This is a genomic window from Methanocorpusculum vombati (assembly GCF_026891935.1).
Lineage (GTDB): Archaea > Halobacteriota > Methanomicrobia > Methanomicrobiales > Methanocorpusculaceae > Methanocorpusculum > Methanocorpusculum vombati.
In genome coordinates this window covers 120,116-140,786 of sequence record NZ_JAPTGC010000003.1, presented here as the reverse complement: position 1 = coordinate 140,786, position 20,671 = coordinate 120,116, and the positions used below count along the sequence as shown (strand labels likewise).

The 20,671-nt window shown below is 53.4% G+C and carries 25 protein-coding genes and 2 tRNA genes; 22 read left to right on the top strand and 5 right to left on the bottom strand.

Annotation, left to right across the window (positions count from 1 at the left end):
- Nucleotides 1-24 precede the first annotated feature (24 nt).
- The 13 genes from O0S09_RS03185 (at nt 25) to O0S09_RS03130 (ending at nt 9,227) form a co-directional block, all read left to right on the top strand.
- Nucleotides 25-1,863 (top strand): hypothetical protein, encoded by a 1,839-nt coding sequence (locus tag O0S09_RS03185; RefSeq protein ID WP_268922486.1) that lies wholly within the window; start codon nt 25-27, stop codon nt 1,861-1,863.
- On the top strand, nt 1,847-2,671 hold the full coding sequence (locus O0S09_RS03180; protein ID WP_268922485.1) for a hypothetical protein: 825 nt from the start codon (nt 1,847-1,849) through the stop codon (nt 2,669-2,671). The genes O0S09_RS03185 and O0S09_RS03180 overlap by 17 nt, the downstream gene beginning before the upstream one ends.
- Nucleotides 2,668-3,030: a hypothetical protein gene (locus O0S09_RS03175; RefSeq protein ID WP_268922484.1), complete on the top strand. Its 363-nt coding sequence runs from the start codon at nt 2,668-2,670 to the stop codon at nt 3,028-3,030. The genes O0S09_RS03180 and O0S09_RS03175 overlap by 4 nt, the downstream gene beginning before the upstream one ends.
- Nucleotides 3,014-3,271, top strand: coding sequence for a hypothetical protein (locus tag O0S09_RS03170; RefSeq protein WP_268922483.1), 258 nt, complete (start codon nt 3,014-3,016; stop codon nt 3,269-3,271). Before O0S09_RS03175 ends, O0S09_RS03170 begins: the two co-directional genes overlap by 17 nt.
- Nucleotides 3,268-3,444, top strand: coding sequence for a hypothetical protein (locus tag O0S09_RS03165; protein ID WP_268922482.1), 177 nt, complete (start codon nt 3,268-3,270; stop codon nt 3,442-3,444). The genes O0S09_RS03170 and O0S09_RS03165 overlap by 4 nt, the downstream gene beginning before the upstream one ends.
- Nucleotides 3,441-3,818, top strand: coding sequence for a hypothetical protein (locus O0S09_RS03160; protein ID WP_268922481.1), 378 nt, complete (start codon nt 3,441-3,443; stop codon nt 3,816-3,818). The genes O0S09_RS03165 and O0S09_RS03160 overlap by 4 nt, the downstream gene beginning before the upstream one ends.
- Nucleotides 3,815-4,684, top strand: a complete 870-nt coding sequence (locus tag O0S09_RS03155) for a PKD domain-containing protein (RefSeq protein WP_268922480.1) — start codon at nt 3,815-3,817, stop codon at nt 4,682-4,684. Before O0S09_RS03160 ends, O0S09_RS03155 begins: the two co-directional genes overlap by 4 nt.
- Nucleotides 4,681-4,998, top strand: a complete 318-nt coding sequence (locus O0S09_RS03150; protein ID WP_268922479.1) for a PKD domain-containing protein — start codon at nt 4,681-4,683, stop codon at nt 4,996-4,998. Before O0S09_RS03155 ends, O0S09_RS03150 begins: the two co-directional genes overlap by 4 nt.
- A 3-nt stretch (nt 4,999-5,001) precedes the next feature.
- On the top strand, nt 5,002-6,483 hold the full coding sequence (locus tag O0S09_RS03145) for a hypothetical protein (protein ID WP_268922478.1): 1,482 nt from the start codon (nt 5,002-5,004) through the stop codon (nt 6,481-6,483).
- A 348-nt stretch (nt 6,484-6,831) separates the two neighbouring features.
- The gene (locus O0S09_RS03140; protein ID WP_268922477.1) at nt 6,832-7,890 is read left to right on the top strand and encodes a reverse transcriptase/maturase family protein; all 1,059 of its coding nucleotides are present in this window, start codon (nt 6,832-6,834) and stop codon (nt 7,888-7,890) included.
- Between the two features lie 2 nt (nt 7,891-7,892).
- The gene (locus O0S09_RS03135; RefSeq protein WP_268922476.1) at nt 7,893-8,162 is read left to right on the top strand and encodes a hypothetical protein; all 270 of its coding nucleotides are present in this window, start codon (nt 7,893-7,895) and stop codon (nt 8,160-8,162) included.
- Between the two features lie 2 nt (nt 8,163-8,164).
- Nucleotides 8,165-8,290, top strand: coding sequence for a CD1375 family protein (locus O0S09_RS10025; RefSeq protein WP_425438233.1), 126 nt, complete (start codon nt 8,165-8,167; stop codon nt 8,288-8,290).
- A gap of 133 nt (nt 8,291-8,423) precedes the next feature.
- Nucleotides 8,424-9,227, top strand: coding sequence for a class I SAM-dependent methyltransferase (locus O0S09_RS03130; RefSeq protein WP_268922474.1), 804 nt, complete (start codon nt 8,424-8,426; stop codon nt 9,225-9,227).
- Nucleotides 9,228-9,311: 84 nt separating this feature from the next.
- On the opposite strand, the gene O0S09_RS03125 is transcribed toward O0S09_RS03130, so the two are convergent.
- From O0S09_RS03125 to O0S09_RS03115, 3 genes are all read right to left on the bottom strand, one after another.
- Nucleotides 9,312-9,491 (bottom strand) — tRNA-Trp (locus O0S09_RS03125).
- Nucleotides 9,492-9,869: 378 nt separating this feature from the next.
- Entirely contained in the window at nt 9,870-10,292 is a 423-nt protein-coding gene (locus O0S09_RS03120) for a pentapeptide repeat-containing protein (RefSeq protein WP_268922473.1), read from the bottom strand.
- 98 nt (nt 10,293-10,390) lie between these two features.
- A complete protein-coding gene (locus O0S09_RS03115) occupies nt 10,391-10,645 on the bottom strand; it encodes a hypothetical protein (protein WP_268922472.1) in 255 nt (84 codons plus the stop codon).
- A gap of 480 nt (nt 10,646-11,125) precedes the next feature.
- Here O0S09_RS03115 and O0S09_RS03110 point away from each other — a divergent pair, with 480 nt between their 5' ends.
- Complete coding sequence (locus O0S09_RS03110; RefSeq protein WP_268922471.1) at nt 11,126-11,974, top strand: sulfide/dihydroorotate dehydrogenase-like FAD/NAD-binding protein; 849 nt, start codon at nt 11,126-11,128, stop codon at nt 11,972-11,974.
- Nucleotides 11,975-13,330: an NADPH-dependent glutamate synthase gene (gltA, locus tag O0S09_RS03105; protein ID WP_268922470.1), complete on the top strand. Its 1,356-nt coding sequence runs from the start codon at nt 11,975-11,977 to the stop codon at nt 13,328-13,330.
- Between the two features lie 39 nt (nt 13,331-13,369).
- Here the strand turns inward: gltA and O0S09_RS03100 are convergent, their stop codons facing one another.
- Entirely contained in the window at nt 13,370-13,834 is a 465-nt protein-coding gene (locus O0S09_RS03100; protein WP_268922469.1) for a hypothetical protein, read from the bottom strand.
- A gap of 261 nt (nt 13,835-14,095) precedes the next feature.
- Here O0S09_RS03100 and O0S09_RS03095 point away from each other — a divergent pair, with 261 nt between their 5' ends.
- On the top strand, nt 14,096-15,322 hold the full coding sequence (locus O0S09_RS03095; protein ID WP_268922468.1) for an ornithine cyclodeaminase, nickel-pincer nucleotide-dependent: 1,227 nt from the start codon (nt 14,096-14,098) through the stop codon (nt 15,320-15,322).
- Nucleotides 15,323-15,332: 10 nt separating this feature from the next.
- Here the strand turns inward: O0S09_RS03095 and O0S09_RS03090 are convergent, their stop codons facing one another.
- On the bottom strand, nt 15,333-16,310 hold the full coding sequence (locus O0S09_RS03090; protein WP_268922467.1) for an archaeosine biosynthesis radical SAM protein RaSEA: 978 nt from the start codon (nt 16,308-16,310) through the stop codon (nt 15,333-15,335).
- Between the two features lie 87 nt (nt 16,311-16,397).
- Between O0S09_RS03090 and O0S09_RS03085 the strand changes: the two genes are divergently transcribed.
- The 6 genes from O0S09_RS03085 (at nt 16,398) to pyrC (ending at nt 20,586) form a co-directional block, all read left to right on the top strand.
- Nucleotides 16,398-17,540: a hypothetical protein gene (locus O0S09_RS03085; RefSeq protein WP_268922466.1), complete on the top strand. Its 1,143-nt coding sequence runs from the start codon at nt 16,398-16,400 to the stop codon at nt 17,538-17,540.
- Nucleotides 17,541-17,592: 52 nt separating this feature from the next.
- Nucleotides 17,593-17,676: transfer RNA gene (locus tag O0S09_RS03080), tRNA-Ser, on the top strand.
- 51 nt (nt 17,677-17,727) lie between these two features.
- Nucleotides 17,728-17,970, top strand: coding sequence for a HypC/HybG/HupF family hydrogenase formation chaperone (locus O0S09_RS03075; protein ID WP_268922465.1), 243 nt, complete (start codon nt 17,728-17,730; stop codon nt 17,968-17,970).
- Complete coding sequence (locus tag O0S09_RS03070; protein WP_268922463.1) at nt 17,963-18,301, top strand: hydrogenase maturation nickel metallochaperone HypA/HybF; 339 nt, start codon at nt 17,963-17,965, stop codon at nt 18,299-18,301. The genes O0S09_RS03075 and O0S09_RS03070 overlap by 8 nt, the downstream gene beginning before the upstream one ends.
- A gap of 1 nt (nt 18,302) precedes the next feature.
- The gene (hypE, locus tag O0S09_RS03065; protein ID WP_268922462.1) at nt 18,303-19,328 is read left to right on the top strand and encodes a hydrogenase expression/formation protein HypE; all 1,026 of its coding nucleotides are present in this window, start codon (nt 18,303-18,305) and stop codon (nt 19,326-19,328) included.
- A 1-nt stretch (nt 19,329) separates the two neighbouring features.
- Nucleotides 19,330-20,586, top strand: a complete 1,257-nt coding sequence (gene pyrC / locus O0S09_RS03060) for a dihydroorotase (protein ID WP_268922461.1) — start codon at nt 19,330-19,332, stop codon at nt 20,584-20,586.
- Nucleotides 20,587-20,671 lie beyond the last annotated feature (85 nt).

Genomic DNA, 20,671 nt, shown 5'->3' with positions numbered 1-20,671 from the left:
CCCCTTTTTCAGGAGGTACAATCTATGGGTTTATTCTCCTCGATTTCCAGCGCGGTAAGCTCCGCAGTCTCTTCCTTTTCCAGCGCGGTAAGCTCCGCCTTTTCCGGCGGATCAAGTTCCGGCAGTAACAACAGCACATCCTCATCCCGAACATCATCAGTATCCGGCACAAGCTCAAGCGGATCATCCTCAAAAGGAAGTTACGGCGGCGCAACAACCACCTCAGCAGGTGGGAAAACCACATCCGGCACAAGCTCAAGCGGATCATCCTCAAAAGGAAGTTACGGCGGCGCAACAACCACCTCAGCAGGTGGGAAAACCACATCCGGCACAAGCTCAAGCGGATCATCCTCTCGTAGCTCCGGCGGAAGCTCCGGCAGTTCAACATCGTATAATCAGTATGTTGGAAACTACACCAGCAAGAGTACCACATCACCCGCACAAACCTATGCGGCATCATCCGGCAGTACCGCAACCACCACCAGCACCGGCGGAAAAACAACCTTAGCCACACCCACAATCACCGCCGCAAGTGTAAACGCACCCGCCGCAAAATCAGCAACCCCTGTAATCCTTCCAGCCACTACAACCCCGGCAACAACGGCAACGACAAGGACGATCCCAAATCTTACCACCGCCGAGGCAATCACCGCCTCAACCCTCGTCAGCGCAGGCACAGCATCCAGTCTCCTCGCAACCGCCCCCACCCGCACCACAGAACCGACCGCCCGGACAAATGAAAATTTTATGGACGGTATCATCTCTTGGCGGAACGACATGCAGCAGACAGGCATCAACGCCTACGCAACCGGCGACCTCGCCGGAGCAGCATCTACCTTCGGAGTAGCAACAGTCGCCGACCTCGCTCTCCCTCTCGATCTGATCGATGTGGGAAACCTCCTCATCACCGGACGCGGCGACCAGATCACCAATGATAAACTGCTCGCCGCCGCCGGTGATGCGCTCTGCATCGGTGCAGGGCTCGTTACCGGCGGTGCGGGATATGCCGCAGGAAAAGCCCTGAAAGCAGGTATGATCGGTAGTGGCATAGCCTTACAATTAGGATCATCCTTCGCCGCCCCGGACGAAACCGAAACATCAACCATCGGCACACCCGCCGACTTCACCGCCGCAGATGTGTACAATCAGTTCGCCGGACTTATGGGGAATCCCGATGTAAAAATGCCGTCCGGCGGTTACCTCGGACAAAATGCCGCATTTCACGGCTATACTGATTATTACGCCTTCGTAAACACCGGCGGAACACGCGGCGGAAGCCTCGCCGATCCGAATGGATCATCGTGGACGGATACCCCGGACGATCAGGTACTCCGCACCCTCGGCCTTTCCGGCGCAACCGTATATACCAGCCGCGACCTTTCCCCGGACGAAATGATCAGAGTGCAGAACACCGCAATCTCAAAAGGTTGGATCACCGCCAGCACGCCCTCAATCATGGATCGCGCCGTCAACCTTGTGAACCGCATCACCGGATCGGATTACATCAATCCGGCAACCGGAGACCTCGCCGCAACCCCAACCAACACAACAACCACACTCAGCAAAACAACGGCAACCAACGTACCGACATCTACTACAACCCCATCAGCACCAACCGCGACCACAGAAACAGACAAATCTCCTATCTCCGACCTCCTCGATATCATCTCATCCATTGCAACCGGCGGCGACAACAGCGACACAAAAACAGCAGGAGCAAGCGGCGGCAACATCATGATAGGCAGCGACACAAAAACGCAATCCTACATCATCCCAATTCTGATCGCCGGTATTGTGATCGTAATCCTCGGCTACACACTCAGAAAAACCAACGGAGGGAAAAAACATGGCAATCCCGCTTAAGTCCATACTGAAAACACTCATCAAAACCCCGAAAAAAACCGATCCCCTCGACCCCAGCGACTTAGAAAAAACCTACCGTAAACGTGAACCGAACCTCGCAAACATCAACGCAGGAACAGCCGTATACACCCCGAAGAAAAACGCGATCGAAGATCTACAATACGCATTCTCGAAAAGCGGCGGCGTATCTGTATCAAAGTCCACCGGCAACCCCTACGCGGTAACCATCAGCAAAACAACCACCAAAACCGGAACAAAGCCAACCGTAACCACAACCGGAAAAAACGGCACAACAACCACCGGAAACAAAACACCATCACCACCGGTATCCACCCCCGACACCCCAAAAATATCAGCAACGCGCACCCTTGGCGGCACACTCACCACCGCCGGACTGGGGGCACTCGCAGGCGCAGCCGGGACGGCATACATGACCGCATCCAACGAAGTAGAAAAACTCAAAGAAACTATCACACAGATTATCAGCGGCAACGAAAACAACGGCAACAGCGGCGGAGACGGTGACGGGAAAAATTCCGGTGACGACGGAGAGCAAATCTTACCTTGGCAGGATGCAGAAGACGCCGCCAGCGGCCTTCTCAACGGCCTGTCTGACGTCCCCGGCCTCGGCAGCATCATCACCGACGCGGAGGAAAACGGATACTCTCTCCCCATCTTCCTTCTCATTGCAATTATCGCCCTGCTCATCATCCGCGCCATTTGGAATCACCTTAAGAAACGCAATCAGAAAACACCCGCAAAACGCACAAAAACCACACGTAAAAACGCACCGACGGTAAAAACATGACACTCTCATCATCGCTCTACAGTCCCGTGTTTGAATCTGCAAAGATCATCAACACCAACCCGGTAATCCTCAGCACCGCAGAGAAAAACCGCATCCTCGACGCGGTAGGCGTCCGAAACACACAGACAACAGTCCGGCAAAACTACGCCCATGATACCGAACTCGGACGCTCACGCATCCGCAAATGGGACGAAAAACCATTATCAACCTATACCGATCCAGAACCGGAAATTATCAATCCCGGCCAGCGGGCGATCCTGATCGCCCTGATCGCCCTTGGCGCTGTATTAACCGCCGCCCTCCTCTGGAAGACCGGAAAAAAGGTACTCGGAGGGAAAAAACATGGCAATTCCCACTAAGTCTATCCTCTCGACATTTGCAAAATCAAGAGCGGGACAAGCCACGATCACAACCGGCGCAATAACCGCAGGAGCATATGCAATCCCAACCGCCGCCGCCGCCGGACTATCCAACCTCGGCGGCGGGGGAGGAGGGGGAGGTCTCGGCGGCAGCAACATCATAAAAGGGATCGTGTACCTCCTCCTCATCACCGTGATCCTCGTTGTAGCACTCCCCGCAATCAGGAAGGCGATCAGATGATCTTAGATGATACATCCTTTATCATGCTCTTTGCCGAAACCGCCGCAGGATTCGCCGGAACAATCGCCCTCCTCTATCGGAAAATCGATCAGCAGGATAACCGGATCACAAACGTAGAATCCCGCGTAGAGACAATCGAAAAAACCATCCGTCCACAAAAAAGGATATCATGACAGACGCAGAACTCGCCTACCTTGCAAACATCGATCAAAACCTCCGCCTGCTCACCGCAAAGCTCGCCAGCACGACCGAAGATATCAGCTTTCAGTACCCCACACCGACAGAACCGACCGTAGAACTTGCCAGCGGTGCAACATACACGCGGGAACTCAACATCAGCAAAAAACTCAGACGATATACCGTATCAGCCCCCGCAGGCGTGATCGTATCCATCTTGAAAAATGATGTTCCGTGGAGAAGACACACAAACGCATTCGGAACGGAGGATTTGCCAAACGGTGAATTGTTCGGAAAAATCACCATTATTGCACAGAACACCACAACCTACGCCGTGCAGTGGGGATGTACCCTGATCTTTGAACCATGACCTTCACCATCACCGCAACACCGGAGGCGGGATTATACCCCCTCCAAACCGTGATCGCCATCAGCGAAGTACCATCTATCACCACCACCACCTACACTTACAGCTTCGGAGACGGAACAACCCTAACCACAACCACCGCCAGCCCTCTGACACACACGTATGCAGAACCCGGTACATACACCATCACCGTAACTGCAACCGACGCAAACAGTACCACAGAGACCGCATCCGTAACAGTTACCGCACAATCACCAACTCCCGCAGTAATCGCACTCAGAGCAACGCCGGTATCGGGATACGTCCCCCTCGCCGTGATTTATACCGCAACCATCATCACCCCCGGCAACCCCGCAGATCACACTATTGATCTTGATTTCGGCAACGACACGGCGCACTTTGAGGATAGCAACACGATTACTGCACAGCATCTGTACACTGATGCAGGGACATACACGGCAAAGTTCACCGTCAAAAATAACGACGAACAGCTTACCGCAGAACAGACCCTGACCATCACGGCCTGCGCGACGACCTACGCCGATCCTGTTTTAATTACCAGCACCAGCGGCGCATCAGTCACGATCACCAACACCGCCGTGAACACTGACATACAGCCGGATAAGGCATTTTGGGACTTCGGCGACGGAACAACCCTAACCGCAACCACCGCCGAAAACATCAAAAAACAGACGCACACCTACGCAGTCCCCGGCGTATACACAGTATCCTACACGGTATCTTATCCGACTGGCCACGCAAAAACAGCGACAACCTCGGCCGCAACACTCACTGCATTGACCGTAAACAAAGCCATCTACAACGGCATCATTGTAAACGGCAACTACACAGGCAGGAAAATCTTATGATACTAACCACATCCTGCACATTCTCCGCAACGATTGGATACGCACCCCTGACAATCATCATCACTGACACAACCACCAGCCCAGACGATCCGATCAGATCGCGCCGCTGGATTTGGGGGGAAGGATCATCAACCACCAGCCCCACCCACACCTACAACGCAACAGGTGTATATTATGCCTCACTGCAGGTAACCACTGCCAGCGGCGCGACATCTACATCAACACCAACTCCGATCATCGTACTGACAAAACCGACCACCACAAAACCCGCCGGTCTTTGCGACCTACGCGGGATATTTTGCAACATCATCTAAACCATGACAACCAACACCACCACCGACGAATGGTTCAGAAAGGCAATGGGAGCGGATGACAAGAAAATCGAAATCCCCATTCCGGACGCAGAACCAACCGAAAACAGCACAAAACCTGTATCATCCGGCGGCGTGTATGCCGCCCTCGCAGGAAAACAGCCACTACTCACCTACGACGAAACACCGATCAAAAACTCCGCCAATCATATCACATCAGGAACGGTATATACCGCCCTCCAAAGCATCTCCGAATCGGTATCAACCGGCGGATACACCGGCACGGACAAACCAATTTATGTGATCCGGATCGATCCAACCGAAGACGATCCGGCAGCATGCATCACCTATGCAGGAGCAAACGAAAATTTCACCCCTGCCACAAAAACCAATCTGAACAGTTGGGGAGATACCTTCATCGGCCAAAAAATCAAGCCGTGTACCGTCCAGAACGGCGCGATCAATTATTGGTTAGACCCTGAAAACATCTTCAACAAGGCAGATGGCACGGCGGCAACCCTCACCGGCGCAGACGGTGATTGTATGGTCGCAATCCCTACAGTGTACTGGAAATCTTCAATCCGCGCCCTCAAATGGATCACCACCACCACACAACAGACTGTGATCGAAATTGCCTTCTCCGAAGGTCAATTCATCGGCAGTACGCCCTTTGCTCACCGGTTCGGCGATGAGAACACCATCATGCCGTATGTGTTCGTCGGGATGTTCAACGGCTACACCTCCGGCGGCGTTCTGCATTCGTGGTACTCAACCACTTCCAAACCAACAGTATCACAGACAAATGATGCGTTCCAGGCACAAGCCGCCGCAGGAGGCACGGGATACAGCGTTGAAACGTGGAACACCTACACCCTCATCAATCTGATCTATCTCGCTGCATACGCGAACACCAACGCACAGGCGACCATCGGACAGGGTTTTGTTGCCAGCAACAACACAGCCAGCGCCGCAATTGGTCTAACCTATCGCGCCCAACCCGGAGGAGGTGCTTACGGCACAACATCAGAAACAACATGCACACGGTTGTTTTACATGGAAAACCGTTGGGGTAATGTCTGGAACTTCTTACAGGGAATTATGCAGGACGCATCTAACAAAATCAGGATCAATCACGTGAATACCCGTTTCATCACGCAGAACGTAGCAACACCAGCCTTCACGGATGCAGATTGGACTACGGCATCAGGACAGGCAACCACATCCAACAGTTACATCAGGACATTTGTCGGAACCGATCCCATGCCGTTCATGCCCGCAGTAGTTGGCGGTTCTTCGTCAACGTACGCCACAGATAATTATTGGTGGTCAACCGGACTTCGCACGTGCATTGTTGGCGGCGTTTGGTTTGTCGGCGCGAAGTGCGGCGTGTTCACTGTCGATCTGGACGATGCCCCGTCCTATTCCCACGTCTACATCGGGGCGCGCCTGCAAATTTTGAGCACGGGGGAGGCCGCCTCAGCGGCCTAACCCCGTGCCCAGCCGCCGAAGCCCGTTACAGGGCTTCGGCGGAAAAATATCACAGGGCAAAACGATCTTACCCCGTAGTTGGTCGGACGGCGCGGTCTCCGGTCTCGTTTCGTGATCGGTTCGTGCATTGTTGGCGGCAATTGGAATAACGGCGCGAAGTGCGGCGTGTTCACTGTCAATCTGAACAATGCCCCGTCCAATTCCAACGTCAACATCGGGGCGCACCTAATGATCATATCATCGATCCGCTTTGCCCATGCCCCTTGGCAAAAATCACCCCTAAAACCCCCATCCGTATTAGTAGCCCGCAGCGGCGGAACGTTCGGATTATTTCATTAGGCATACAAAATGAAACGAGTAAATCATATCTTTCCTCTTTTCGTCGATTTTGAGAACCTTAAGCGTGCACACCTTGAAAGCAGCAAAGGAAAACATCATTATCGGGCGGTCGCAAAATTTGAAGAAAACAAAGACGCAAACCTCGCCGAATTACAGACAGAATTGCTATTCGGCACATATACGACCGGAAAATACCGAACAAAAACCATAGAAGAACGAGGAAAGCAACGCCTGATCTACATCCTGCCATATCGGGATCGTGTTGTCCAGCGTGCATTAGGTTTTGTCGTCGAGCCGGTTGTTATGCGGCATCTCACCGCAGACACACACGCAACGATCAAGGATCGCGGTATACATTCAGCCCTTCGGCAAGTGTGCCGGTATCTCAACAGTGATCCCGCAGGCACGGCATACTGTCTAAAAATCGACGTGCATCATTATTTTCCCTCCATCGATCACGATATCATAAAAGGACAGTTCCGCCGCCTCATTAAGGATAAGCGGATTCTCCGGATCATTGACAACATCATAGATTCGGTCCCACCCGACGAGGGTTTACCGATTGGGAATTATTTCTCACAGCTCGCCGCCAACCTCTATCTCTCAGATTTCGATCATTTCGTCAAAGAGTACCTCAAAGTACGGTACTACATCCGGTACATGGATGACATGGTATTTTTCGCATCGTCCGCCGCCGAACTCCGGCGCGTGTTCAGACAGGCGGACTGGTACCTCACATCCCGCCTACATCTGTCGATTAAGGATAATTGGCAGATTTTCCCACTTAAAGCCCGACCACTTGATTTTGTCGGGTATCGTACAACCCCCGGAAACGTGATCCTCAGAAAATCGACCTTTAAACGCCTGCGGCGGCGGTGTTTAGATGTTCGGAAACATTGCAAATACGGCGAGGATTTGACGTATAATCAATACTGTTCTGTTAATTCCTTTAAGGGTTGGTCTATGTGGGGAAACGACAGCACGATCCGCCGCAAATACTATCAACCCATCCAACCGGTTCTTTCTGAGTTCCATAAAATACAAGCAGAACGGCGCGTAAAAGGATAACTATGGTAACTGTATTTACCACATCAGCAACCCCGCCAACGATCACGTTTGGCAAGTCCTATGTCCGTATCCCTTCGAATATTCAGGAAGTTACGCCACCGGCAGGCGAAGAAACACCAGCAGGGATGAAGTATTATGCCTACGATGAATCCCGTCTCACGTACCCGGAATATCAGAAACTCCTCGCAACCCGTGAGGAAGTGGAAATCATGCAGGCGGAAACCCTGATCGCAGTTTACGAGGCAATCACGCCAGAAACCCCGGAGGCGTGATCATGGTCAATGAGGCTTTTGCACGCGCGTATGCAACACTGATCCGCGCAGGTCGCCGAACACTCGATCAAGTTGTCGGCACGGAAATGCGGGAGAGGGTTTCAGAAATACTCAGCGAAACGGAGTAATACAAACGGCAAAAAGAAAGACCGCTAAGAGAAATACCCCAAAAAACCAAAAAATACAGCAGTAAATAGAGATAACAAAACATCATGATCTGATACGAAACCCAAATATCACATTGTCACCAACAAGACAACCATGAATATCATGGGGTTTTCGGGTAAAGCTCTCCGGCTCACCGCAGTGCTTACCCTTATCTGCATTGCAGCAACACTCTCAGCCGGGTGTATCGGCGTCGCAAACCCAACGCCCAACCAGGCCATGATCAGGGAAAACCTGATATTTATGGATCCGGACTACGTGGATGCAAACTTCATCTGGAATCTGCTGCTCGATCCAAACAGTTTTGACCGGGAACTGGTAAACGCCGTGGACAGCTGGCTGTCCCCCACAAACCCGGTAATCGAAGTGGGTGCCGGAATCGGCATGCTCTCTACCTACATCAATGACCGGCTTGCCATCCCTGCCCAGCAGGTCTCGGTAGAACCGAACACGTATCTGCTGCCGTCACTGGAAAAAACAAAATCCTACAACCTCGCAGGATACACCATTGTACCCAAAGCGGTAGCGTACGGAACACAGAATGTCACCATGTCTGTCGAGTCTTCCATTATGAAGAACCGTATCACCGAGGACTCAGCCTTCGTGGAAACCATAACCGTCCCCGCAACAACCATCCGGAAGATTGCGGCCGACGCAAACTTTGCCGGGAATATCACGCTCGTGATGAACATCATCGGCAGTGAGTTTGATGTGGTGTTAAACGAGGCAGAGTTTTTGAAGAACAACGTCTCCACTATCATCTCAGCAGTATATACCTCCGGGAAAAATACACCCGACAGTTTCTCCGAACGTCTGGGATATCTCGGATTTACGGAAGTCAGCCGTGCTGAAGACGAAAACGGCGGATACACAGTAATGGTCTTTCAAAAGGCAGAATAATACTTTTTTACCAATATTTTTTCAGAAAAGACCGATACCACCGGCATCCCGAACACATATTTACAGAAAAGATGTTTCAAAACGTGGGGTCGGTGAGATTTGAACTCACGATCGACGGGTCTCTCCGACAAGCGAACATGGTGGAGAACAGATACCTGCATCAGCGCTCCAACGGGTCATCATCTATCAATCAGTAGACCCGATAGTTCATCATACGCTAAGACCGCTGGAGCCCGTCGCCATTCCGGACTAGGCCACGACCCCGCATGTTTTGCGTAAGTAATGTCTGTCTCTATTGATTTAAGGATTGTGGTTTTTCCGGTGTTGCACCTTTATTCCTGATCATCCCACGAAAAACACCGGACACGCAGAAATTTTCAACATCACGGAATATACAAAAAAATCATGGAAACAGATTAATTTAGGATTCTGTGATGTTCACGAACTGTTCCGTGATGTTTTTGCTTCCGTGTGTTTCGTGTTTTCTGTGGGCTGAAATTCGATCAATAACGATCATTCATAAGCAATAAACGAATTTAGGTGCAACGCCGGATTTCCAGGAGATACATTTGCCACTTCCTAGCCCACTACCCATGATAAACAAGCATCTCAGCAAACGAACTGCCGGTACAGCACGACCGTCTACTCCGGAAAAGTTGCGCCGGATATATTCGCTCCGGCAAACACCGCCCCGCGACACGCAGCAAGCCGGGCATACATCCCGCAAAGATCCGCATCACGGAAATCCGCATCAGTAAACACCGCACGCTGGGCATAACAGCGGCAAAGCCGTGCGGAACGAAAAGAAGCCGCAGTAAAATCACCGCCGGAAAGATTTGCGCAGGAAAGATCCGCATCACGGAAGTTTGCATACGCGGCAAACGTACCCGAAAGATTCGCAGACGCCAGCATTGCACCCGAGAAATCCGCATCATCCATCGTTGCACCGGTAAGATCAGCATCCACAAGAACCGCCCCCGAAAAACGGCATGCAGTCAGATCAAAATTTTTCATGCATGCGCCGGTAAAGTTTCTGCCGGAAAAATCCTGACCAGGAAGAATCATCACCGCCTCTGCCGACTCTTTGAGATACGCAGCATACCAGCAGTTCCACGCAGAGTAGTCACCATTCTCCGCTGCGGAAAGAAACAGCCGCAGCGCATTCAGTGCAGACCGCCCCCGAACAGAATAATCAGCAGGAATACGGCGGCGAGAATAATAAACAGAAGCAGAAACAGCACATCATGCGTTCCGTCGCGGGCATCCTGCGGACGAGGCGGGACGGGAATCTTTTCCTCGTGCATCTCAACATAGGGGTGTTCGCGTTCCAGCCGCTCAAACTGTGCATGCTCTTCAGCGGTGAAATCGGGATCCAGTTCAAGCGGGCCTGGGGTCTCGGGAATATCTCTGCTGCTCACGATAAAATACGTGCGAGCCCTGAGGTCTAAAAGGTTTGGAGACAGGAAAGTTTCGGGACATCCGAACAGTTCCGAAACAGTTTCGGGGGAGGTATTTGACAACCTAAGCACCCAGTATAGTATGGAGTTTCCCAGAAAGAACTCCAATGCCATGTATGAAAAAAGAACAACAACCCTCTCGGAGAAAATGATGGAGGTAACAATGACCTGGATTCGCTAATGCGTATACACTAAACCAGCCACTATGGATATAACCTCATCCGGCATTTGTATCTGATTTCACCAATGCCAAACTATTGTCCATTTCCAATATATACTCTACCGCAAAGACGAGGCTGAGAGCTTCAAACAATTTTCTGCGGTACCCTTTTGTATTCGTTTTTCCCCTGTCCCGTTTACCCGTCCGGCACAGATTAAAGTTGTCAGCCACCCAATACGTACTCACAATTTCTCAAGGCAGAACAGCGGAGTGAAATACTAATGTACGAGATAGTGAAAGCACACGCCTTGTCCGAGGCGGTTTTTGAGATGTGGATTCGTGCGCCGCAGGTCGCACGCAATGCACAGGCAGGACAGTTTTGTATTATTCACCCCGACGGCGCAGGTGAACGTGTTCCTCTGACCATTTCCGGAACTGATGGCGATCTGATCCGGATTTCGTTTATGGCAATCGGTACGACAACGAAGCTTCTTTCCACCCTTTCTGCAGGCGACTGTCTGCGGGATGTGGTCGGCCCTCTCGGAATGCCGAGCGATATTGCCAAAGGTCCTGAGACTGTGGTTATTGTGGGCGGAGGAGTCGGTGTTGCTTGTACGCCGATTATTGCCCAGGCGGCAAAGGATGCCGGAAACTATGTGATCGGGATTATCGGCGCACGCAACAAGAGCCTGCTGATTCTTGAGGATGAGATGCGGGAGATCTGCGACGAGCTGTTTGTGACGACCGATGACGGATCGTACGGTATCAAAGGGTTTGCCAGCGGTCCGCTTCAGACACTCTGCGAGAGCGGCAGGAAGATCGACAAAGTCTGGATTATCGGTCCCGGTATGATGATGAAGGTAACAAGCGGCGTCACCAAGCCGTACGGCATCAAGACCTACGTGTCGTTAAACCCGGTAATGGTGGACGGAACTGGTATGTGCGGGTCCTGCCGGGTTGTGGTGGGCGGCGAGATGAAGTTCGCCTGCGTGGACGGGCCGGAGTTTGACGCGCATCAGGTTGACTGGGACGATCTGCTGGCACGCCAGCGGATGTATATGCCTGAGGAGAAGCAGTCGGTTGCGTATCATGAGGAGCACCATGTGTGCAGATGCAGGAAGGTGGAGTAAATGGACAGAGATGCAAAGGAACGGATTGCAGATTTCGGTGAAGTTGATCTCGGATTCACGGAGGCAGAGGTCCGGGCAGAGGCGGCACGCTGTATTCAGTGCAAGAAGCCGAAGTGTGTAAACGGGTGTCCGGTCGGTATTGATATTCCGGCGTTCATTCATGCCTGTGAGATGGGCGAGTTCCGCGAGGCGGCACGGATTATCAAGAAGGATAATATGCTTCCCGCAATCTGCGGCCGGGTCTGTCCGCAGGAGACGCAGTGTCAGGGCGAGTGTGTGCTCGGGAACAAGGATATGCCGATCTCGATCGGGCATCTTGAGCGGTTCGTCGCGGACTGGGAGAGACGGGAAGGTATCGAGACGCCCGTGCGGCTTCCTGCAACCGGAAAAAAGGTCGCGGTTGTCGGGTCCGGTCCGGCCGGCCTTTCGGCGGCTGCGGAGCTGGCACGGCTCGGTCATAGCGTAACCGTGTTTGAGTCCCTGCATGAGGCGGGCGGTGTGCTGATGTATGGTATTCCGTCGTTCCGTCTTCCCAAAGATATTGTCCAGACGGAGATTGAGCAGGTGAAAAAACTCGGTGCCGAGATTAAGACAAACCATGTGGTCGGCCGCAGTGTGCCGGTTGCGGAGCTGCTCGGCTACGATGCGGTGTTCCTCGGAACGGGTGCGGGTCTTCCGTACTTCATGGGATTACCGGGCGAGAATCTCTGCGGGATCTACTCGGCAAACGAGTTCCTGACCCGGGTGAATCTGATGGGTGCAAACCGGTTCCCGGAAAAGGATACGCCGGTAAAGAAAGGGAAGAAGGTCGTGGTGATCGGCGGCGGAAATGTTGCTATGGATGCAGCCCGGGTGGCACGCCGGATGGGTGCTGCGGTTACCCTGATGTACCGCCGTGGTGAGGCGGATATGCCGGCACGGCTGGATGAGGTGCGGCATGCAAAAGAGGAGGGTATTGAGTTCCTGTGCTGTACGAATCCGGTGCGGTTTATCGAAGGCGAAAACAAGGCGGTCGCCGGTGTTGAGGCGATTAAAATGGAGCTTGGCAGTCCGGGCGATGACGGCCGGTGTTCGTTTGCGCCGATCGCGGGAAGCAACTTCACGGTTGAGGCGGATGTGGTGGTGGAGGCTATCGGCCAGGGTCCAAACCCGCTGCTCTTACGGATGATGCCGGATCTTGCCCGCAACAAGAACGGGAGTGTGGCTGTGAACTGCCTCGGCCAGACGTCGATTCCGAAGGTGTATGCAGGCGGCGACGTGGCGACCGGGGCTGCAACCGTGATTCTTGCGATGGGTACGGCAAAGGATGCGGCACGGGCAATCGATAAGATGCTCCGCGGTGCGGCAGAGTTCTAAAAAAAATAATTTTTTCAAAAGTTTTTGGAACAGGATCCTTCACTGGGTGATGGATCCGTCCGAGGTCCACTCGGTTACCTTTCCGTCAGGTTCAACCATTTTGTAATGGACGACGCCGTTTGCGTCAATGGTGTAGGTGAGAGAGCCTCCGTCACCTTCAACGTGACCGCCGGTTGCGCTTCCGATCGCACTGGAGCCGTCAGTACCCTGATAGTTGAAGTTGCCGTCTTTATCCATCGAAGCAGAATCGCCATCTCCGGATGTGCCGCTCCAGGAACTGTCGGGGTTCATCTGAACTTTTGTGCCGTCTTTATCCTCGGCATAGTAGGATCCGTCGGGATTCTTATACACTGTTACGCCGTCTTCGGACGATACAGGAACAGCACCAAGAGCTGGGGCGGTCGGATCGGCGGCGGGGCCGGCCGGAGCGGGAGTTCCTACACATCCGGCAGAAACTGCCAGAAGTGCAACACACAGCATCAAAACAATCAGCATTCGCTTCATACTAGATACGTGCCGGTTATTCCGTATATAATAGTATTGGGCATCCTGAAAGTATCTGAGATAATTTTTCTGATATTTTTGAAAGTCATATCCAGGTCATATGCAAAAATATCCCCATACAGATGCAGAATAAAAATTGCCGGATAATAAAAACATATATACTTTCTGCAACGATTGTGCGCGGGACACAAAGAAGAAAAGAAAACTGGTGGACCGGCGGAGGGGGAGATATTCATCTCGTTTTACGTTCCATATATATTCATGAAATTCTCGCGGGAGATCGAACTAAGGGGCCACATCGTTGACTCAGGAATTCTTGCCAAAGTCATGGACTGCGTTGTTGAGTACAACGGAGATTTCGAGACCGAGGAGTTCAACCTCGGCAGGCAGAAGACCGACCCGAGTTACGCACGCATGCAGATCTCCGCAGAGACACCTGAACAGCTCACCCAGATCATCAGTGAGCTGCGCAGGCTTGGTGTTCTGGTCACGGGCGAAGCGGAGGTAACACTTCAGAATGTCATCAAGGCAAAGGTTGCGCCGGAGGGTTTTTACTCCACTACCAATCATCCGACCTATATTCACTACGAAGGCGAGTGGATTCCGGTAGACAATATGAAGATGGACGCCCTGATCCGTGTTGATACGAAGAGTCATACCGCGACCTGTGCGGTGCAGGGTAAACTTCTTCCCGGCGATTTCGTGGTGGTCGGTGAGGAGGGGGTCAGGGTGGATTTCCCGGAGCGTCCGCGTGAGATCGGTGTTTTCGAGTTTATGGGCGGAGATGTTTCCTCCGAACGGCCGAGCAAGACGATGATCCGCCAGATTGCAAAGGAGCTTCTGCAGATCAAAGAGTCCGGCAGAAAAGTTGCGCTGGTCGGGGGTCCGGCAATTATTCATACCGGCGCCGCAGATGCGGTTGCGGCTATGATCCGCGAGGGGTACATCGATGTGCTGTTCGCCGGGAACGCACTTGCGACACATGATCTTGAGTACAGTATCTTCGGGACGTCGTTGGGGATGGATCTGCGTACCGGAGAACTTGTCAGTGGCGGGCACCGTCATCACCTTTACACGATCAACAAGATCATGGATGCAGGATCAATCTATGCCGCGGTGCAGACCGGACTCGTGAAGAGCGGTATTATGTATGAGTGTATTAAGAATCATGTGCCGTTTGTTCTTGCCGGGTCCATCCGCGATGACGGGCCGATGCCGGATGTGATCCAGAATGTTATCGAAGCACAGGATGCCATGCGAAAACATATCCCCGAACTCGGCATGGTTTTAATGGTTGCAACGCTTCTGCATTCTGTTGCGGTCGGGAATCTGCTTCCTTCGCATGTGAAGACGATCTGTGTGGATATTAATCCTGCGTCGGTGACGAAGCTGATGGACCGCGGGACGTCGCAGGCAATTGGTATGGTCAGTGATGCGGGAACGTTTATGCCGCTGCTGCTCGCCGAGCTGCGGGAACTGTCGGCGTAAGAAAAAAAAATTATTCGGTTAGGGGCATGTTCCACGACGTTTCGTTGTCAAGAACATACTCCCATTCTTTTTTGCAGGAACATCCCGCGTCCCAAACCGCCTGAAGAACGCTCTTGTCGGCGGTGAGGGAGTACTCATTAATGGCGGCGACAATCTCTTTGTCGCACGTGCCGCAGTTGTGCGGTCCGCGGCGGAATCCGCCGCCGACCGGGTCGCAGGCGACGCTGGTGTCAGCGTCCAGCAGTACCTTCACCGCGGACCACAGATACGGAGGGCGGAACGATCCCCGCTGCCAGTACTGTTCAAGCTCGGTTCTTCCCTGGACAGTACACAGGTTCATGGAGATCATATCCGCATACGGTGCAGTCTCGGCAATGGATTTCTGCATATCCTCCATTGCTTCCCGCTCGGTTAAGAACAGCGGTTTCATCATCAGATACGCTTTCACGCCGACACCCGCGGCATGACAGATGTCTGCGGCGCGGATAAAGTCTGCAAAGGAAAATCCCTTGTCAATCGACTTTTCCCGAATGGCGTCGTTCGTGGTTTCCAGACCCATGGCTACGGTCAGCGGATGGGGTTGTCCCTGATCCAGAGTGGACAGGAACCGTGAAAGGGCATCCTCGGTCACATATTCGGCGCGCGATTCGGCAATTACGGGTTTTCCGGCAAACAGATGCCCAAAGGAGTCCAGTATCTCACGGGGGACTTCGACAGGGTCAAACACGCTGCCGGAGGTAAAGATCTTGCCAAGTCCGTACTCGTCAGAAGCGTAGTTCTCCGCGATCCAGGAAATCTGGGCATTCATATGCGCGATGAGTTCTTCACGCGAGCCGCAGGTGTTCCGGTCGTTTTTGTAGCCGCACATTCGGCAGCGGTTCCAGCTGCATCCGCCGGAAAGAAAAATACCGGTCAGGGACGGCAGAACTTCGCCAAAATATCTGTCCTGCCCTTTCCAGGATGCAAGCGGTTTTATTGGTGCTGACATGACTCTTATCTCATGGTACTGCTGGCATTATCTTAGTTTGGTTCCCAACGGCAAAGCCTATCTATAAAGAAAATAACTAAGTAGATTATGAACAACGGTACGAGAAAAACAGGAATCCTCCTTCTCGCTGCCGGTCTGCTTGTCCTGCTGGCTTTTGCAGGAGCTGTATCGGCATACTCATTTGACTTCATCACGCCGGACAGTCAGACCGCCACGTTAAAAATGGGAGTGGGATCCCAGATTGTTGTTGATTGTGTAACCGACAATATCCCTGCCGGAGCCACCATGCGTATTGTGCTCGCAAAATCCGGTGGAAATTCTATTGAATCAAAATCAGTTATTATTCAGTCTGACGGACATTTCGGAACTACCTTTGAGACTTGGGAACTGGCCGGCGGGATGTACACCGTAACCGTTCAGGAACCAAAAGACTACCCGTTCGGCAGCAAACGCAACTGGTTTACCGTCCAGCTCGTTGACCGGACCGGAGAGCTGACCAGTACCGCGCCCAGAGTCCAGTACTCAACCGAGGAGGTGCAGGTTTCCGGCAAAGCAAGTGCAACCGGCGGCAGAGGTGTGGAGCTGACGATGTATGAGGGAACCACCACCGACGGCCGTGTTGTGTACGGCCCGACCTGGGTTGGAACTGATGAAAACGGCCAGTTCTCCGAGAAGCTTCCGGCAACGGGTGCCGGTGTCTATCAGGTCGTTGTCAAGGATAAAGACGGCTACATTGGTCTTCTGACCTACACGCTGATGAGCGGAAGCGCAACCACTTCTGCGACCACTACCGCAACCCCGACTTCTGCCGGAAAGACGCTGACCGCAAATGCAGAAGTATCATCTGACAAGCCGGCATACTTTGCGGTGAAAACCGGAACCGGAGATGCAACCATCACTGCATTCCGCGGAACCGACTGGACGATTGAGTACACCGTCAACGGCGGGTCGGTCACCCGTGTAAACAACAAGGATGAAAACTCCGATGAGACCATCACCATCACGGCAAGCGATGCAACCGTCCACCTGAAAGTCTATCCGACCAAGGAAGGTGTAAGCGGAACGGTCTATCTTACTGCAAAGAATGTGGTTTCCTTTGCCGAGGATCCCAAACTTTCCGACAGCTTCGGTACCGGTGCAGGTCCCTCCGCAACCCAGAGCCCGGTTGGTGCTGTTGTGCCGGTACTTGGTATTCTGGGAGCGGCTGCCCTCATCCTTTCCCGGAGATAAGCCAACACAAATCTTTTTTTAGGCAGCATGCATATTATGTGTGGACTTTGATGCCGAGATAGTCTAGTCCGGAAAGGCGGTGGCCTTGAAAGCCTCTGGTGGTAACACCTCGGGAGTTCAAATCTCCCTCTCGGCGTATATCTCTTTTCGTTGTCTTTATCACTCTCCCTCACCAATATACCCATATATGTGCATAGCAGTTCCCGCAGAAATACTTGAAATACGCGATGGAAATGTGGCGCTCGTTGATTACGGGGATCTTCAGCAGGAGGTCAGAATCGATCTCGTTGATGTTGCGGTCGGCGAGTTTGTGCTGGTCCACGTAGGCTTTGCCATTCAGCGTCTTTCCCGTGAGGAGGGGCTGGAGACCCGCGAACTTTTCAAGGAAGTCTATAAGGCAATGGAAGAGGGGCCAGAGAATCATGCATGAGTCCGGAATCGCATATGACATATATGCGACCTCCAAACGTGCAGCCGAAGACAATGGTGCGGTGAAGGTCCGGACTATCTACGTGGATGTCGGATCGATGGCGATGGTGAACCCGGATCAGGTGGAGTTCATGTTCGGAACGTTTGTCACCGAGGATCCCATGTTTTCGGAGACGAAACTGGTGTTCACTACGGTACCGCCGATTGCCGAGTGTGAGTGCGGCTATGCAGGCCCTGAGATTTTTGTGTGCCCGAACTGCGGGAAACTGCCGCATCTGGTACAGGGACGCGAGATTTTAGTGAAAAATATTGAGATTGATACGGAGGAGTAAGATGAAGAAGGATACAGAAGTCAATATGATGCACGGTGCGGGCGGCGAGGTCATGGGAGAACTTCTTGTGACGCTGACCGCGTTCAAACACAATAATGCAGGAGGGATCGGTCTTGAGTCGCTGGACGATGGTTCAACCTTTGAGATCGGGGGAAAGACGATCGTTCTCACGACCGACTCACATGTGGTAAAGCCGATCTTTTTCCCGGGCGGCGATATCGGCCGGGTTGCGGTGTCGGGAACGATTAATGATCTCTCGGTGATGGGCGCACGGCCGGTTGCGTTAACCTGTGCAATGGTGATTGAGGAAGGATTCCCCATCGCCGATCTTGAGAAGATCGTGGCATCGATGGATGAGGCGCTCGGTGAGGCCGGAGCTGCAATTATTACCGGTGATACCAAAGTTGTGGAGAAGGGAAGCCTTGACGGCATTGTGATCAATACGGCGGGGGTCGGTGTTGTCGATGAGGATTCGTATCTGATCCGGGACAAGGCGCTTGCACCGGGCGACAAGATCATTGTTTCCGGTACGCTCGGAGATCACGGACTGGCGATTGTTGCACACCGCGAGGGCTTTGATCTTGGCGATCAGCTGAAGTCGGATGTGGCGCCGCTCTATACGATGATTGCCGGAGCGGTCCGGGCAGCGCCGAAAGGTGCAGTCCATGCGATGAAGGATCCCACCCGCGGCGGGTTTGCGGCATGCATCAATGAGATGGCACGCAAAGCCGGGGTGAAGGTAGTGGTGGATCAGGAATCGGTGCCGATCCGCGAGAGTGTTGCGTCAGCCGGCGGACTTCTCGGAATTGATCCTCTGCAGGTGGCAAACGAGGGTAAGTGTGTGATGGGCATCGCGGCAGAGGCTGCGGACGCGGTGCTTGCGGCTCTGCGCAGTCATCCGCTCGGAAAGAATGCGGCCGTTATTGGTGAGGTCGTGGAAGGCTCGGGCGTGGTGATGCGGACGCGTATCGGCGGTGAGCGGTTTATCGAGCCGCCGATGGGTGATCCGGTTCCGCGGGTCTGCTGAGATGACGGATCTGGTTCTGAAATCCGCAACCCTGCCGGACGGCAGGGTTGCGGACATCAGTATCACAGACGGTGTTATTACGCATATCGGCAGTTCCGGTCCTGCCGGACAGGTGATCGACTGCCGCGGTCGTCTCTGTGTTCCGGCAGCGATTGATGTGCATGTCCATATGCGGGACGGACCGCAGGCAGCAAAGGAGGACTGGGCGACCGGGACACAGGCAGCGGTTGCAGGCGGTGTTGCGGCGGTGGTGGATCAGCCGAATACGGTTCCGCCGATGGAGACCGTGGAGAATTTTACTGCACGGGTGCAGCGGGCAAAGGAGGAGAGTTTCTGTCACTATGCCGTCAACGGGTCGGTGACGGAGTCTGCGGATCTGCCGGGGCTGTACCGTGCGGGTGCTCTTGCGTTCGGCGAGATGTTTGCAGCGCCGTCCAGCTATGGTTCTGCCCTGACGCCGGAGGTTATCCGTTCGGCCCTGACCACCCTTGCGCGTCAGGGGGCGCTTACCACTGTGCATGCAGAGGAGGTGAAGCCGGGCGAGGTGCATACGCTTGCCGGGCATGCTGCGGCGCGTCCCGTCTCCGGCGAGGCGGCTACGGTAGATCTGGTGAACTCCCTTGCTCCTGCGGGGGCACGGCTGCATTACTGTCACATGAGCGGGACGGCGTCGATTGCCCGCGTGATGATGCGGCCGGGGAATACGTTTGAGGTTGCGCCGCATCATCTGTTTCTTTCGTGGGAAGAACACGATTGTGCCGATACACGGTTCCGGATGAACCCGCCGCTGCGGACGAAGGCGGAGCGAATGGATCTGTGGCGGATGTTTGCGGCAATTCCGGTGATTGCATCGGATCATGCACCGCATACGAACCCGGAGAAGGCACAGGATTTTGCGTCGGCACCGTCCGGGGTTCCGGGTGTTGAGACGATGCTGCCGCTTCTGATGAATGAGGTCTTTTTGGGAAGAATTTCTCTTGCTGCGGTTCTGGAAAAGACGGTGACCAGGCCGTACCGGATCTTCGGGCTGACGGCACCGGCAGTTGCAGTCGGCAGCCGTGCGGATCTTGCGGTATATGCGGATATGCCGGTGAAAATTTCTGCGGAGAGTCTGCACAGTAAATGCGGATGGACGCCGTATGAGGGTATGAACGGGCTGTTTCCGGAGACGACGATCGTCGGCGGTACGGCAGTCTGGTACCGGGGCGAGTTTGCCAAAGGCAGGCCGCTCTGGCTGGCAGGATCCGGAAAATCCTGAGCTCTTTTCTTTTTTTGCTGTGGAAGGGGAGGGTCTATCCTGAATAATATAGAAATAATTATATATTTTCGCGCATATGAGTAAT

What these genes read in the sequence shown, in the direction of transcription:
- O0S09_RS03185 (WP_268922486.1), top strand. Translation starts at nt 25, where the DNA reads ATGGGTTTATTCTCCTCGATTTCCAGCGCGGTAAGCTCCGCAGTCTCT.
- O0S09_RS03180 (WP_268922485.1), top strand. Translation starts at nt 1,847, where the DNA reads ATGGCAATCCCGCTTAAGTCCATACTGAAAACACTCATCAAAACCCCG.
- O0S09_RS03175 (WP_268922484.1), top strand. Translation starts at nt 2,668, where the DNA reads ATGACACTCTCATCATCGCTCTACAGTCCCGTGTTTGAATCTGCAAAG.
- O0S09_RS03170 (WP_268922483.1), top strand. Translation starts at nt 3,014, where the DNA reads ATGGCAATTCCCACTAAGTCTATCCTCTCGACATTTGCAAAATCAAGA.
- O0S09_RS03165 (WP_268922482.1), top strand. Translation starts at nt 3,268, where the DNA reads ATGATCTTAGATGATACATCCTTTATCATGCTCTTTGCCGAAACCGCC.
- O0S09_RS03160 (WP_268922481.1), top strand. Translation starts at nt 3,441, where the DNA reads ATGACAGACGCAGAACTCGCCTACCTTGCAAACATCGATCAAAACCTC.
- O0S09_RS03155 (WP_268922480.1), top strand. Translation starts at nt 3,815, where the DNA reads ATGACCTTCACCATCACCGCAACACCGGAGGCGGGATTATACCCCCTC.
- O0S09_RS03150 (WP_268922479.1), top strand. Translation starts at nt 4,681, where the DNA reads ATGATACTAACCACATCCTGCACATTCTCCGCAACGATTGGATACGCA.
- O0S09_RS03145 (WP_268922478.1), top strand. Translation starts at nt 5,002, where the DNA reads ATGACAACCAACACCACCACCGACGAATGGTTCAGAAAGGCAATGGGA.
- O0S09_RS03140 (WP_268922477.1), top strand. Translation starts at nt 6,832, where the DNA reads ATGAAACGAGTAAATCATATCTTTCCTCTTTTCGTCGATTTTGAGAAC.
- O0S09_RS03135 (WP_268922476.1), top strand. Translation starts at nt 7,893, where the DNA reads ATGGTAACTGTATTTACCACATCAGCAACCCCGCCAACGATCACGTTT.
- O0S09_RS10025 (WP_425438233.1), top strand. Translation starts at nt 8,165, where the DNA reads ATGGTCAATGAGGCTTTTGCACGCGCGTATGCAACACTGATCCGCGCA.
- O0S09_RS03130 (WP_268922474.1), top strand. Translation starts at nt 8,424, where the DNA reads ATGAATATCATGGGGTTTTCGGGTAAAGCTCTCCGGCTCACCGCAGTG.
- O0S09_RS03120 (WP_268922473.1), bottom strand. Translation starts at nt 10,292, where the DNA reads ATGATTCTTCCTGGTCAGGATTTTTCCGGCAGAAACTTTACCGGCGCA.
- O0S09_RS03110 (WP_268922471.1), top strand. Translation starts at nt 11,126, where the DNA reads ATGTACGAGATAGTGAAAGCACACGCCTTGTCCGAGGCGGTTTTTGAG.
- gltA (WP_268922470.1), top strand. Translation starts at nt 11,975, where the DNA reads ATGGACAGAGATGCAAAGGAACGGATTGCAGATTTCGGTGAAGTTGAT.
- O0S09_RS03100 (WP_268922469.1), bottom strand. Translation starts at nt 13,834, where the DNA reads ATGAAGCGAATGCTGATTGTTTTGATGCTGTGTGTTGCACTTCTGGCA.
- O0S09_RS03095 (WP_268922468.1), top strand. Translation starts at nt 14,096, where the DNA reads ATGAAATTCTCGCGGGAGATCGAACTAAGGGGCCACATCGTTGACTCA.
- O0S09_RS03090 (WP_268922467.1), bottom strand. Translation starts at nt 16,310, where the DNA reads ATGTCAGCACCAATAAAACCGCTTGCATCCTGGAAAGGGCAGGACAGA.
- O0S09_RS03085 (WP_268922466.1), top strand. Translation starts at nt 16,398, where the DNA reads ATGAACAACGGTACGAGAAAAACAGGAATCCTCCTTCTCGCTGCCGGT.
- O0S09_RS03075 (WP_268922465.1), top strand. Translation starts at nt 17,728, where the DNA reads ATGTGCATAGCAGTTCCCGCAGAAATACTTGAAATACGCGATGGAAAT.
- O0S09_RS03070 (WP_268922463.1), top strand. Translation starts at nt 17,963, where the DNA reads ATGCATGAGTCCGGAATCGCATATGACATATATGCGACCTCCAAACGT.
- hypE (WP_268922462.1), top strand. Translation starts at nt 18,303, where the DNA reads ATGAAGAAGGATACAGAAGTCAATATGATGCACGGTGCGGGCGGCGAG.
- pyrC (WP_268922461.1), top strand. Translation starts at nt 19,330, where the DNA reads ATGACGGATCTGGTTCTGAAATCCGCAACCCTGCCGGACGGCAGGGTT.